General features: G+C 69.8%; 10 protein-coding genes. 8 read left to right on the plus strand and 2 right to left on the minus strand.

The window, feature by feature from the left end:
- Position 1 precedes the first annotated feature (1 nt).
- From guaD to G8A07_RS07570, 8 genes are all read left to right on the plus strand, one after another.
- Complete coding sequence (gene guaD / locus G8A07_RS07535) at positions 2-1,315, plus strand: guanine deaminase (protein ID WP_195796438.1); 1,314 nt, start codon at positions 2-4, stop codon at positions 1,313-1,315.
- Complete coding sequence (locus G8A07_RS07540) at positions 1,312-2,856, plus strand: ABC transporter ATP-binding protein (RefSeq protein ID WP_195796439.1); 1,545 nt, start codon at positions 1,312-1,314, stop codon at positions 2,854-2,856. Before guaD ends, G8A07_RS07540 begins: the two co-directional genes overlap by 4 nt.
- On the plus strand, positions 2,843-3,916 hold the full coding sequence (locus G8A07_RS07545; protein ID WP_195797650.1) for an ABC transporter permease: 1,074 nt from the start codon (positions 2,843-2,845) through the stop codon (positions 3,914-3,916). Before G8A07_RS07540 ends, G8A07_RS07545 begins: the two co-directional genes overlap by 14 nt.
- 4 nt (positions 3,917-3,920) lie before the next feature.
- The gene (locus G8A07_RS07550) at positions 3,921-4,841 is read left to right on the plus strand and encodes an ABC transporter permease (RefSeq protein ID WP_195796440.1); all 921 of its coding nucleotides are present in this window, start codon (positions 3,921-3,923) and stop codon (positions 4,839-4,841) included.
- 44 nt (positions 4,842-4,885) lie between these two features.
- A complete protein-coding gene (locus tag G8A07_RS07555; RefSeq protein WP_195796441.1) occupies positions 4,886-6,049 on the plus strand; it encodes a BMP family ABC transporter substrate-binding protein in 1,164 nt (387 codons plus the stop codon).
- Positions 6,050-6,330: 281 nt separating this feature from the next.
- Positions 6,331-7,125 (plus strand): MYXO-CTERM sorting domain-containing protein, encoded by a 795-nt coding sequence (locus G8A07_RS07560; RefSeq protein WP_195796442.1) that lies wholly within the window; start codon positions 6,331-6,333, stop codon positions 7,123-7,125.
- Positions 7,126-7,326: 201 nt separating this feature from the next.
- A complete protein-coding gene (locus G8A07_RS07565; RefSeq protein WP_195796443.1) occupies positions 7,327-9,276 on the plus strand; it encodes a S9 family peptidase in 1,950 nt (649 codons plus the stop codon).
- Positions 9,276-10,253, plus strand: coding sequence for a GyrI-like domain-containing protein (locus tag G8A07_RS07570; protein WP_195796444.1), 978 nt, complete (start codon positions 9,276-9,278; stop codon positions 10,251-10,253). The genes G8A07_RS07565 and G8A07_RS07570 overlap by 1 nt, the downstream gene beginning before the upstream one ends.
- A 6-nt stretch (positions 10,254-10,259) precedes the next feature.
- On the opposite strand, the gene G8A07_RS07575 is transcribed toward G8A07_RS07570, so the two are convergent.
- On the minus strand, positions 10,260-11,600 hold the full coding sequence (locus tag G8A07_RS07575; protein ID WP_213086245.1) for a S9 family peptidase: 1,341 nt from the start codon (positions 11,598-11,600) through the stop codon (positions 10,260-10,262).
- 133 nt (positions 11,601-11,733) lie between these two features.
- Positions 11,734-14,106 (minus strand): TonB-dependent siderophore receptor, encoded by a 2,373-nt coding sequence (locus G8A07_RS07580; protein ID WP_195796445.1) that lies wholly within the window; start codon positions 14,104-14,106, stop codon positions 11,734-11,736.
- Positions 14,107-14,249 lie beyond the last annotated feature (143 nt).

Consider the following 14,249-nt stretch of genomic DNA (forward strand, 5'->3'; position numbering starts at 1 on the left):
GATGACGACAAGCCCCCCGACCCGACTCGCCCTGCGCGGCGACCTGCTGGATTTCACCGCCCGGCCCGGCTGGGCCCAGCTGGAGGATCCGGCCGTGCGCTTCAGGCCCGACCATTGGCTGCTGATCGAGGCCGACGGCCGCATCGCCGGCGTGCAGGCCGAGGAGCCGGACGCGTCCTGGACGAAGCGGGACCACAGCGGCCAGCTGATCCTGCCCGGCTTCATCGACACCCATGTGCATTGCCCGCAGCTGGACGTGATCGCCTCCTATGGCGCCGAGCTGCTGGACTGGCTGAACACCTACACTTTTCCGGCCGAAACCCGCTATGCCGACCCGGCCGTCGCCAAGTTCGGGGCCGAGCGCTTCCTGGACGCGCTGCTGGCCCAGGGCACGACCTCGGCCGTGGTGTTCCCGACCGTGCACAAGGTCTCGGCCGAGACGCTGTTCGAGGCCGCGGCGGCGCGCGGCATGCGCCTGATCACCGGCAAGGTGCTGATGGACCGCCATGCGCCGGACGCGCTGCGCGACGACGTGCTGCACGCCGAGCGGGACTGCATCGACCTGATCCAGCGCTTCCATGGCCGGGACAGGCTGGCCTACGCGGTGACCGTGCGCTTCGCGCCGACCAGCACGCCGGAGCAGCTGGCGATGGCCGGCGCGCTGTGCCGCGCCGATGCCTCGCTCTATATGCAGACCCATGTGGCCGAGAACCGCAGCGAGGTCGACTGGGTGGCGCAGCTGTTCCCGCAGGCGCGCAGCTATCTGGACGTCTATGCCCGCGAGGGGCTGCTGCATCCGAAGGCGGTGCTGGCCCATGGCATCTGGCTCGATGACGAGGACCGCCGCGTGCTGGCCGCCAGCGGCGCCCAGGTCGCGCATTGCCCCTCGTCGAATCTGTTCCTGGGCAGCGGCCTGTTCGACTGGGTGGCGGCGCGCGAGGCCGGCTATGCGGTCAGCGCGGCCAGCGATGTCGGCGGCGGCACGTCCTTGTCGATGCAGCGCACCCTGGCCGATGCCTACAAGGTGCAGGCCCTGGGCGGGCGGCGCCTGACCGCCTGGGCGGCCCTGCACGCGGCCACCCTGGGCGCGGCCGAAGGCCTGGGTTTGCAGCAGGAAATCGGCTCCTTGGCCGCCGGTACACTGGCCGACGTCTGCATCTGGGACTGGGCCCATGGGCCGGTCGCCCAGGCGCGCGACGCGGTGGTGCGCGGCCTGCACGAGCGGGTGTTCGCGTGGCTGACCCTGTCGGACGACCGCAATCTGGTGGCCAGCTATGTGGCCGGCCAGCCCTGCTACCAACGCCAGCACCCATGACGACCGCTCCATTGCGACTGGAACTCGCCGGCATCAGCAAGCAATACCCCGCCGTCAAGGCCAACGACGACATCGCGCTGCGCGTCGCGCCGGGTCAGATCCATGCGGTGCTGGGCGAGAACGGGGCCGGCAAGTCCACCCTGATGAAGATCATCTACGGCGCGGTGCAGCCCGATGCGGGCAGCATCCGCTGGAACGGCGAGGCGGTCACGGTGCGCAGCCCGCGCGAGGCGCGGGCCCTGGGCATCAGCATGGTCTACCAGCATTTCTCGCTGTTCGACACCCTGAGCGCGGCCGAGAACGTCTGGCTGGGCCTGGACAAGAGCCTCTCGCTGGCCGAGGTGAAGGCGCGCATCCGCGAGGTGGCGGCCAGCTACGGGCTGGACGTGGACCCGGAGCGCCCGGTGCACAGCCTCTCGGTCGGCGAGCGCCAGCGTGTCGAGATCGTGCGCGCGCTGCTGACCCGGCCGCAGCTGCTGATCCTGGACGAGCCGACCTCGGTGCTGACGCCGCAGGCGGTCGAACGCCTGTTCATGATCCTGCGCCAGCTGGCCGCCGAGGGCTGCGCCATCCTCTACATCAGCCACAAGCTCGACGAGATCCGCGCGCTGTGCAACCACTGCACGGTGCTGCGCGGCGGGCGGGTGACCGGCGAGGTGGACCCGCGCAGCCAGAGCAATGCCGAGCTGTCGCGCCTGATGATCGGCGCCGAGCCGCCGCAGCTGCGCCATGCGGCGCGCGCGCCGGGTGCGCTGGCGCTGGAGCTCAAGAGCCTGTCGCTGGCCAAGGCCTCGCCCTTCGGCACCGACCTGCAGGGCCTGAACCTGCGCCTGAACGCCGGCGAGATCCTCGGCGTGGCCGGGGTCTCGGGCAACGGCCAGCAGGAGCTGCTGGCGGCGCTGTCCGGCGAGGACACGCGCGCGCGCGCCGGCAGCATCGCGCTGTTCGGCCATGACATCGCCCGCGCCGGGCCGCGCCGCCGGCGCCGCCTGGGCCTGCATTTCGTGCCGGAGGAGCGGCTGGGGCGCGGCGCGGTGCCGACCCTGTCGCTGGCGCAGAACCTGCTGCTGACCCGCACCGAGCCGGTCAAGGCCGGCGGTTTCATCGCCACCGGCCAGGCGCGCCGCATGGCGGCCGAGCTGATCGCGCGCTTCGGCGTCAAGGCCGGCGCCGGCGCCGAGGCCGCGGCCAAGAGCCTGTCGGGCGGCAATCTGCAGAAGTTCATCGTCGGGCGCGAGATCGCGGCCAACCCGAAGGTGCTGGTGATCGCGCAGCCGACCTGGGGCGTCGACGTCGGCGCGGCGGCGCAGATCCGCGGCGAGCTGCTGAAGCTGCGCGACGCCGGCTGCGCGCTGCTGGTGGTCAGCGAGGAGCTGGACGAGTTGTTCGAGATCAGCGACCGGCTGGTCGTGATGGCCAAGGGGCGCTTGTCGCCGGCACTGCCGGCGGCCGAGGCGACGGTGGAGAAGATCGGGATCTGGATGAGCGGGCTGTGGGACGAGCAACAAGAACAGGAGGGCGCCGGTGCTGATCAAGCTTGAGGTCCGGCCGCAGCCGTCGAAATGGATGTCGCTGGCCTCGCCGCTGCTGGCGCTGGCCCTGACCGTGGTGCTGGGGCTGGGCCTGTTCGTGCTGCTGGGCAAGGACCCGCTGCGCGGCCTGCAGATGTTCTTCTGGGAGCCGATCAAGAACGCCTATGCCTGGAGCGAGCTGGGCATCAAGGCCACGCCGCTGGTGCTGATCGCGCTGGGCCTGGCGGTGTGCTTCCGCTCCAATGTCTGGAACATCGGCGCCGAGGGCCAGTTCATCGTCGGCGCGCTGGCCGGCGGCTGGGTCGCGATGCAGGCAACACCTGACACCGGGCGCGGCATCGTCGTGCTGATCCTGCTGGCCGGCATGGCCGGCGGCGCCGCCTGGGCGGCGCTCACCGCGCTCTTGCGCGACCGCTTCAATGCCAACGAGATCCTGGTCAGCCTGATGCTGGTCTATGTGGCGGACCTGCTGCTGGGCTATCTGGTCTACGGGCCCTGGAAGGACCCGCAGGGCTACAACTTCCCGCAGACCATCAGCTTCCTGGCCTCGACCAAGATCCCGCGCCTGGTCGAGGGCTGGCGGGTCAATATCGGCGTGCTGATCGCCCTGGCCTCGGTGCTGGGCTTCTGGCTGCTGCTGTTCCGCACCTATGCCGGCTTCGCACTGCAGGTCGGCGGCCTGGCGCCGGCGGCGGCGCGCTATGCGGGCTTCTCGTCGAGGCGCGCGCTGTGGACGGCGCTGCTGCTGTCGGGCGGCATGGCCGGCCTGGCCGGCGCGCTGGAGGCGGCCGGGCCGCTGGGCCAGCTGACGCCCCATGTGCCGGCCGGCTACGGCTTCGCGGCCATCATCGTCGCGTTCGTCGGCCGGCTGCATCCGGTCGGCATCGTGTTCTCGGCCATCCTGATGAGCATGTTCTATATCGGCGGCGAGCTGGCGCAGTCGCGCCTGGGCCTGCCCAAGTCGATCACCGGGGTGTTCCAGGGCCTGCTGCTGTTCACCCTGCTGGCCTGCGACACCCTGATCCATTACCGCTTGCGCTTCGGTGGCAGCAAGCCCGCAAAGGCCTGACGCGATGGAAAGCTACGCACTCCTCGTCGCCGCCGCGATGAACGCCGGCACCCTGCTGGCGATCGCGGCCCTGGGCCTGTTGATCAACGAACGTGCCGGCATCGTCAACCTCGGTGCCGAGGGCATGATGCTGGTGGCCGCGATCGCCGGCTTCGCCACCGCGGTGCACACCGGCAGCGACCTGCTGGCCTTCGCCGCCGGCATGGGTGCCGGCGCGCTGCTGGCCGCGGCCTTCGGCGTGCTGGTGATCTGGCTCAACACCAACCAGTACGCGGCCGGCCTGGCGCTGAGCCTGTTCGGCGCCGGCTTCTCGGCCTTCGTCGGCATTGGCTATGTGCAGGAGAAGCTGGCGACCCGGCCCAGCTTCGCGGTGCCGGGTCTTGCCGAGCTACCGCTGATCGGGCCGGCGCTGTTCCGCCACCATCCGATGGTCTATCTGGCGATCGCGCTGACCGCCTTCCTGGCCTGGTTCCTGTACCGCTCGCGCGCCGGCCTGGTGCTGCGCGCGGTGGGCGAGTCGCCCGAGTCGGCCCATGCGCTGGGCTATCCGGTGCGGCGCATCCGCCTCGCCGCGGTGGTGGCCGGCGGCGCGCTGTGCGGCCTGGCCGGCGCCTATGTGTCGGTGATCTACACGCCGCTGTGGGTCGAGGGCATGATCGCCGGCAAGGGCTGGATCGCGCTGGCGCTGACCACCTTCGCCACCTGGCGTCCGGCACGGGTCTTGCTGGGTGCCTATCTGTTCGGCTTCGTCACGATGCTGCAGTTCCATCTGCAGGGCCAGGGCGTGGAGATCGCGAGCCAGTTCCTCTCGATGCTGCCCTACCTGTCCACCATCGTCGTGCTGGTGCTGATTTCCAGCAACGCGAGCTTCATCCGTGCCAATATGCCGGCCTCGCTGGGCAAGCCGTTTTTCCCTGGTTCCTGACCAATCGATTGACTGACCCGACCCATCCCCGGAGGACTATCCCCATGACATCCAAGAACAAGCGCGATCTGCTGAAGCTGGCCGCCGCCACGGCCGCCATCGCGGCCCTGGCCGGCTGCGGCAAGAAGGAAGAGCAGGCGGCGCCGGCCGCCACGGCCTCCGCGCCCGCCTCGGCCGTGGCCGCCAAGCCCGAGCCGCTGAAGATCGCCTTCGCCTACATCGGCCCGGTCGGCGACGGCGGCTGGACCTTCGCGCATGACAATGCGCGCAAGGCGGTCGAGAAGGAATTCGGCGACAAGATCGCCACCAGCTTCGTCGAGAAGGTGCCCGAGGCGGCCGACGCCGAGCGCGTGTTCCGCGACATGGCCGGCCAGGGCAACAAGCTGATCTTCGGCACGACCTTCGGCTATATGGAGCCGATGCTGAAGGCCGCGGCCGACCTGAAGGACGTCAAGTTCGAGCATGCCACCGGCTACAAGCAGGCCGACAACATGCGCACCTACGACTCGCGCACCTACGAGGGCGCCTACATGGCCGGTGTGATCGCCGGCAAGATGACCAAGAGCAACACGCTGGGCGTGGTCGGCTCGGTGCCCATCCCCGAGGTGATCCGCAACATCAACAGCTTCACCCTGGGCGCGCAAAGCACCAACCCGAAGGTCAAGGTCAAGGTCGTCTGGGTCAACCAGTGGTTCGACCCGCCGAAGGAGACCGAGGCCGCGCAGAGCCTGATCAACGGCGGCGCCGACGTGCTGATGCAGAACACCGACTCCAGCGCCGTGCTGCAGACCGCCGAGAAGAACGGCAAGTACGCCTTCGGCTGGGATTCGGACATGACCGCCTATGGCCCCAAGGCCCACCTGGGCTCGGCCATCATCAACTGGGCGCCGTACTACATCGCCTCGGTGCGCGAGGCCCTGGACGGCAAGTGGACCGCCGGCGCCGGCAAGCATGCCTGGTGGGGCGTCAAGGAAGGGGCGATCGACATGGTCTCGGTGCCGGAGATCGTGCCGGCCGAGGTCAAGGAGCAGGTCGAGAAGGTCAGGGCCGGCCTGAAGGACGGCAGCTTCGTGATCTGGAAGGGCCCGATCGCCGGCCAGGACGGCAAGGAGATCCTGAAGAAGGACGAGGTCGCCGACGACAAGTTCCTCTCCGGCATCAGTTTCTACGTCAAGGGCGTCGAGGGCAAGGTGCCGAGCGGCAAGTAAGCCGGGCTCGCGTTTTTCCCCCTGACGATCAAGCCGTCGCGCGGTCGCGCGACGGCTTTTCTTTTGCTCTTCGCGCCGGCTCGCCCCCCCGAACGAGGGCCGCGAGCCCCGTCTTTTGGCGGCCGATTCAACGCCCATTCAACGCTGCCGGGCGAGCATCAGGGGCAGCCGCGCGTTCGCGCCTCCAGACCGCTTCCGCCCTCCCTCCGCCCATGAATCAAACCCAGCCTCACTTGAACGCCACCCGCCACGACCATCGCCGCCATCGTGGCAGTCCTCTCATGGCCGCCACCAGCCTCGCACTCGCGCTGGTCGCGCCAGCGAGCGCCGGCACGCTGAGCGGCAGCGAGACCTTCCAGTTCACCCATCATGATCCGGCGACGGTGCTCCAGCTGGGAGGCCTGCTGCCGGCGGGGCAGCAGTACAGCTTCGCCAGCGTGCGCGCGACCTTCACCGCGGACGTCCATCCCAACGCCTACACGATGTTCGAGATCGGCGAGTACCGGCTGACCCAGTCCGGCAATGGCGGCACCTACTACGACACGGCCCGGTATTGCTACAACTATCCGGTGGCCTCCTGCACCTTCGGCTGGAACCAGTACTCGCGCGACTACACGAAGCTGCTGGTCGACAACGACGATTCCTGGATGCGTGTCAGGATCGGCGGCGCGGCCGGCTCGGACAACAACTTCGGCACGGCGACGAACAAGGTTTCGCTGGGGCGGGACCGCCGCATCGATGACGGCACCCGGATCGTTCAGAGCTTCCCGCCGGGCACCAACTCCATGCTGCAGCTGAGCAACAGCTACGAGACCTGGTACCGGGAGGACTGGATCATGCGGACCAAGAGCGTGCTCTCCGTCACCCTGGATCTGGACGCCGCCACCTTGGCCGAGCTGTCGTCGACGGGGCGGCTGACCTTCTTCCAGGAGGATGGCCGGATCATGAACACCACGCTGCGGCTGGACTACCGGGCGGTGAGCGCGGTGCCGGAACTCGGCACCGGCGCGCTGGCCGCCGCCGGCCTGGCCGCGCTCGCGCTGCTGGGGCGGCGCCGGCGCATGGCTACGGCCTGAGGGCGCCAGGCTTCCTCATCCTTCTCCTCCTGCGGCCGCCACGAGCCGGCCGCTTCATCATCCGTTTGTCACCGCGCGGCGTCGTTGATGCCGCGCGGCATGCAGCCCGTCGCCCGGCGGCTGGCTGGGGCGAGGGCGGGCTCCTATAGTCCGAGGCTGCCGGCATACCGCCCGGTGGTCTTTTTGGAGGAGAGTTTGTCGATGAAGACGTACAGCAAGAACAAGTCAGCAAACATCGCCGGCGTGTCCGCCGCCCTGCTGGCGGCCGCGCTGACCCTGCCGGCTACCGCCGCGACGCCGGCGGCCGCCGCCGCGACCAAGACCAGCAGCAGCGCGGCGGCCACCAGCGCCAAGCGCTACACGATCGAGCAGTTCATGGCGACGACGCGCGTCAGCGGCGCCTCCTTCTCGGCCGACGAAAAGCGCATCCTGTTCTCCAGCAATGCCAGCGGCATCTTCAATGTCTATGCGATGCCGGTCGGCGGCGGTGAGCCGCAGGCGCTGACCCGCTCCACGACCGACAGCAACTACGCGGTCGGCTTCTTCCCGAAGGATGACCGGGTGTTGTTCACCCGCGACCAGGGCGGCAACGAGCAGAACCATCTCTATGTGCGCGAGCTCGACGGCAGCGAGAAAGACCTGACCCCCGGCGACAAGCTGAAGGCCATCTTCGCGACCTGGGCGCATGACGACAGCGCCTTCTATGTCGCGACCAATGAGCGCGATGCGCGCTTCCATGACCTCTACCGCTATGACGCGAAGACCTATGCGCGCACCCTGGTCTACAAGAACGAGCAGGGCCTGAGCGTCAGCGAGATCAGCCGCGACGGGCGCTGGATCGCGCTGGTCAAGACCAATACCACGGCCGATTCGGACCTCTACCTGTACGACACCCAGACCCAGGAAACCCGCCACATCACGCCGCACCAGGGCGTGGCCAGCCATGAGGCGGCGGGCTTCACGCCGGACGGCAAGCGCCTGCTGATCCTCTCCAACGACGGCAGCGAGTTCAGCCGCATCGTCGCCCACGACCTGGCCAGCGGCGCCAAGACCGAGTTCGAGAAGGCCGACTGGGACATCGTCTACAGCGACTACTCGCACGACGGCCGCTACCGCGTCACCGGCATCAATGCCGACGCCAGCATCCAGGTGCGGATCAGCGGGCCGGACGGCAAGCCGGTGGCCCTGCCCAAGCTGCCCGAGGGCCAGATCCGCGGCGCGCGCTTCTCGCGCAGCGGCCGGCTGCTGGCCTTCTATGTCAACGGCGACCGCTCGCCCAGCAATCTGTTCGTCTACGACCTGGCCGGCAAGCAGCTGCGCCAGCTGACCCAGAGCCTGTCCAAGGAGATCGACCCGAACCAGCTGGTCGAGGGCCGCATCGTGCGCTTCAAGTCCTTCGACGGCCTGACCATCCCCTCGGTCTACTACCAGCCCAAGGGCGCGGCGCCGGGCGCCAAGGTGCCGGCGGTGGTGCTGGTGCATGGCGGCCCGGGCGGGCAGACCATGCGCGGCTACTCGGCGTTGTCGCAGTACCTGGCCAACCAGGGCTACGCGGTGCTGGGCATCAACAACCGCGGCAGCTCCGGCTACGGTAAGAGCTTCTTCACCGCCGACGACGGCAAGCATGGCCGCGAGCCGCTGTGGGACTGCATCGAAGCCAAGACCTTCCTGGCCAGCACCGGCGTGATCGACCCGGACCGCATCGCGATCATGGGCGGCTCCTACGGCGGCTACATGACCCTGGCCGCGCTGACCTTCCGGCCCGAGGCCTTCAAGGTCGGCGTCGACATCTTCGGCGTCTCCAACTGGCTGCGTACCCTGGAATCGATCCCGCCCTACTGGGAGAGCTTCCGCCAGGCCCTGTACCAGGAGGTCGGCGACCCGGTGAAGGACAAGGAGTTCCTGATCGCCACCTCGCCGCTGTTCCATGCCAAGAACATCCGTGTGCCGCTGATGGTGATCCAGGGCGCCAACGACCCGCGCGTGATCAAGCCCGAGAGCGACGAGATCGTCGCCGCCGCCAAGGCCCGCGGCGTGCCGGTCGACTACCTGGTGTTCGACGACGAGGGCCATGGCTTTGCCAAGAAAAAGAACGAGGCCGAGGCCTACCGGCGCATCGTGCAGTTCCTCGACAAGCATCTCGGAGGCTGATGGCCGCTCCCGACACGAGCCGGCGCGAATATGCGCGCCGCATGAACCGCGTGCTCGACCATATCGACGCGCATCTGGACGCGCCGCTGGACCTGGCGGCGCTGGCCGAGCTGGCGCATTTCTCGCCCTTCCATTTCCACCGCCTGTTCGCGGCCTGGATGGGCGAGACCCTGGGCGCCTATCTGCAGCGCCGCCGCCTGGAGGTGGCGGCGCAAGGCCTGACCCTGAGCCCCGACCGCAGCGTGCTTGAGCTGGCGCTGGCGGTGGGCTTCGGCTCCGGCGAGGCCTTCGCGCGTGCCTTCAAGCAGCATTTCGGCTGCACGCCCAGCGCCTGGCGGGCCGGCTCGGCGGCGCGCTGGGCGGCCTATCTGGGCGAACAGCGGCGCCAGCTGGGCTTGCTACCGCAACAACACCGCAATCTGGATCAGGACGGCAGGGCGACGGCTCACGATGATGCGGGCTCTTTCTTCGAACCCCCACATCAAGCAAGCGAGTTGTTCATCATGGATGTCGAAATCAAGACCCTGGCGCCGCAGCGCATCGCCTTCCTGCGCTACATCGGCCCCTATGGCCCGGCCATCACCGAGTTCTGGTACCAGCAGTTCACGCCCTGGATCGAGGCCGAGGGCCTGGCGGGCCGGCCCTGCTACGGCATCGGCCACGACGACCCCAGCATCACGCCGCCGGAGCGCTGCCGCTACGACGCCGCGATCGCGGTGGGCCCCGACTACCAGCCCAGCGGCGCGGCCAGCGTCACCGAGCTGCCCGGCGGCCTGTATGCGGTGGCGAAGTTCCGTGGCGACAACCGCGAGATCGGCACCGCCTGGTCCGAGCTGTTCCGCGAATGGCTGCCGGCCAGCGGCATGAGCTGCGACGGCCGGCCCTGCTTCGAGCTCTACGACGACCCGGACGGCGCCGAGGAACCCGGCACCGGGATCTTCCATTGCTGGCTGTGCATCCCGGTGGTGAAGGGCTGAGCGGTCCTAGCGCAGCGGCCGGCTCGGACTGACCGCGCCGTAGCGCGGCTTCAGCGGGCCGCCGCGGGCGAAGTCGGCCATCATGTCCAGATAGCCGGCCGGATGGCGGGTGGACAGGCGCCGGCCGTCCGGGGCGGTCTCGTACTCGTACACGCCATGCTCGGTCTTCGGGAACATCGCGACCGAGACCGGCCGGCCCTGGGTGCGCAGGCCCTCCAGCAGGCGCGCGGTGTCGGCGCTGGGCGCGTCGACATCGTCCTGGGCCAGCATCCACAGCTGCGGCGTGTTCAGCGCGGTAATGGTCGGCATCGGGTCGTAGCGCCAGGGCGTGCCCATCTCCAGCATCGACTTGGCGGCCTCGAACTCGGCGGCCGAGATGTTCATCAGCATGAACAAGAAGTTGCCATGCGCGTGCTTGAACCAGGGCTCCGGGCGGAACTTCTCGCGCAGCGCGGCGAAGCGCTCGAACTGCTCGGGCGTCGGGTTCTGCACCAGCTCGCCGGCCGCGTCCGACAGGGCCAGGCCTTGCGCGATCGCGGCCCGGCCATGGCCCTTGGCCTCAAGATTCATCACGACGGCCGAGCGGTCCTCCTCCAGCACCGAGACGGCCAGGCCGAAGCCGACGATGACGAAGTCCACCGGCGCCAGATGCGCGGCGATCGGCGCGACCCAGCCGCCCTGGCTGGGGCCCTGGTAGCCGATGCGTCCGGCGCGCGGGCCGGCCAGGCGCCGCGCCTCGCGCAGCGCGGCCACCGCGTCGCGCGCCAGCAGCGGGAAGTCCTGCGTGTACTTGCCGCCGGAGGCGCCGGTGCCGCGCTTGTCGTAGACAAAGGCGCCGATGCCCAGGGCCGGCAGGCGGCGCTGCAGCGAGTTCAGCTCCAGCGCGCCGTCGCGTTCCGCGCCATGCAGCAGCACGACGATGGGCACCGGCTGCGAACCGGGTGGCAGCACCAGCCGGCCGGCCAGCGGCGTGCCGCCATCGCCCTCGAAGCGGCTGTCCTGGCTGGGCAGCTCGAGGCGCGTCGCGGCCTGGCCGTCGAACTCGAGCCGGCCCTGGCCGCAGGCGGGGAAGCGCAGCACATGGCCATCGGGGCGCCCGGTCCAGCCCAGGGTGCTGGTCCAGCGCCCGTCGGGCCCCTCGGTCAGCGCGCCGCTGCGGCCGTCCTGGTGCCGCCAGCGCAGGGTCTTGCCCTCGGAGGGTGCGATGTCCAGCGTGCTGCGATCGGCCAGGCGGTAGGCGCCGATCGGACAGGGCGGCTCGACGGCCTGGGCGGCGCTGGCCAGGCACAGCAGGCCCGCCAGCAGGAAGGGCCGCGTGCGGCGAAGGGGATGAAGAGTTGCGTGCAAGGCGTGATCCCGGGTGATGGCGATAGCGCCGCACTCTAGGCAGCGCGGCCGGGCCGGGCGAGGCGCTTGCGACGAAGCGCAGCGGCGGGCGGACAGGCCGTCACCGGCCCGGATTCACGGCACCCGCCGGGACTCAGAGCTTGATCTCCAGCCGCAGCTGCCAGACCGCGAAGGTGCGGCCGTGGTTGTCGGTCGTGATCAGCTCGTCGCCGGCGTCGATCACGCTGCCGCTGCTGTAGTCCAGCGGCGCCAGATTGCTGGCCGACAGGCGCAGCGCCCAGTCGCGGTTGATGTTCCACAGCGCGAAGGCGTCGAACACGCGCTTGCGCGCGTTGTGGCTCTCCTGCAGCAGGGTCTGCTGCACGGTGTTGGCCGGCACCAGGTTCAGGCTCGCGCCCAGCGACAGCGGCAGGCTGCGCAGCCGGTAGTCGGCGCCCAGGTTGGCGGTGTGGCGCGGCTGCTGGTCCAGCTTGTTGTTGGGGCCGGGGATGCCGTCCACCTTGGAATGGAACAGGCTCAGATTGCTGCGCAGCGAGACGGGCAGCGCGTCCTCGATGAACTCGTCGAGGCGGAACTTGGCCTCCAGCTCGATGCCGGTGGTCAGGGCCTTGCCGATGTTCGTCGGGCGCGAGACCCAGCGCGGCGTGCCGGCCCAGGCCACCGTCTCCTCGGTCGTGACATTGCGCATCAGGTCGCTGATGCGGCGCGCGAACAAGCTGGCGCTGAGCACGCCGCCCTTGGAGAGATAGCGCTCCAGCGCGATGTCGATGCCCAGCGCGGTCTCGGGCTTGAGCTGCGGGTTGCCGATGCGGTCCGGGTAGTTGGCCGCGTTGGGGCCGCAGAGCCCGGCCGGCGGGCAGGGGAACTGCGTGTTGACGCTGGGCCGGGCGATCAGGTCCTGGGTGTTGGGCGCGCGGTAGCTGCGCGTCAGGCTCATGCGGACCTGATCGCGGCTCTTCTCGTCGGGCTTCCAGACCGCGTGCAGCAGCGGCGTCAGCACCTTGGAGGTATTGCTGACGCCATAGTTGGCGGCCGAGCTCTCGGTGCGTATGCCCTCCCAACGCAGGCCGACATAGGTCGACCATTGCTTGCTCGGATTCCACTCATCCTGCACATAGCCGGCCACGCGCAGGGTGGAGGCGTTGAAGTCGTCGCCGAAGTCCTCCAGCGCCAGCAGGCGCAGGCCGTCGCTGCGCGTCTCGCGGGTCTGGTCGCGCCGGTTGCCTTCGATCTCCAGGCCGCCGACCAGGCTGTGTTCGACACCGTCGATCTGGCCCAGCTGGTGCGAGAGCTTGGAGGCCAGGTTCCAGGAGCGGTCGCGGTTGCTGGTCTTGTCCTGCTGGGTGCGGCGCGGCAGCAGCGGCGCGCCGTCGCCGCCTCCCACCCATTCGCGGCGCAGGCTGTCGTTGTCCAGGCGCGCGCGGCCCAGGCCGCCGCGCAGCTCCAGCCGCGTGTCCTCGCCCAGGCGCTTGTTCCACATGCTGTTCAGGCGCAGCATGCTGAACTCCGATTCGCCATGGGTGTTGGCCAGGTCGAACTCCTTGCCGGGGTTCTGACGGAACTCGCTGTCGCTCTTGCCGCGCGCCAGCACGACGAAGGGCATCACGGTCAGCATGTCGCCGCCCGCGAGGCGCAGCTGCAGCCGGCCGTTGGCGTTCAGGTTGCGGCGCTCGTCCAGGCTCTCGCCGGTGTTGTGCTGGAAGCTCTCGGCGCCGCTGGCCAAGTTGCGCGTCGTGATGCGGGTGTCGACATCGTCGCGGCGCTTGTTGTCGGTGGCGGTGACGGTCAGGTTGTAGGCGCTGCCGGGCTGCTCGCCCAGCTTGTCGTTGCGGGTCCAGGAGAACTGCGGCTTGATGTCGCCGCGTTCCGCGCCCAGCACCAGGCGCAGGTCGTTCAGCCGCTTCTGCAGCGCCTCGCGCAGCACGATATTGATCGTGCCGGCCACCGCGCGCGCGCCGTATTCGGCGGTCGGTGCGCGCAGCACCTCGATGCGCTCGATCTGGTCCGGCGGCAGCTGGTCCAGCGAGAAGCTGGGCGGCATGCGCTCGCCGTTGACCAGGATCTGGGTGTAGCCGCCGCCCATGCCGCGCATGCGGATCTCGCCGCCGCGCCCCGGGCGGCCGCCCAGGGTGACGCCGGGCAGGCGCTTCAGCACATCGGCCACGCTGGCATCGCCGAAGCGCTCGATCTCCTCGCGGCCGACCACGATCTTGGAGGCGGTCGAGGCGCGGCGCAGCGCGCTGTCGCTGGCGCCGCCCTGCACCTCGACCCGGTCCAGCCGCTCGTTGGGCTGGGCCTGGCCATCGGCGCGCTGGATAGTCGGGCGCTGCGCGGGCCGGCCGGTCCGGGGCGGCGCGACCGGCGGCTTGTTGTTGGCGCTGTCCTCGGGCGGGGTGGGGGGCGTGGACGGCGCCGGCACCTGGGCCCAGGCCGGCCCAAGGCTCAGCAAGGCGGCGGCCAGGCCCAGCAGGGGGCGGGGGGGACGGCAGGAACGAGGGGACGACATGGACCTGTTGCGGAACAACGCAGGGGGCCGCCAGCTTCGCATGAGCCAAGCGCCCGCGGCCCGACCGGCGCCGCGGTTTTAACTACTTTACAAAATGCCCCTAGACCTGTCGCTCCGCGCCAGGCCCCCCGAGGGGGATGAGC

The organism is Roseateles sp. DAIF2, from assembly GCF_015624425.1.
Classification (GTDB): Bacteria; Pseudomonadota; Gammaproteobacteria; order Burkholderiales; family Burkholderiaceae_C; genus Kinneretia.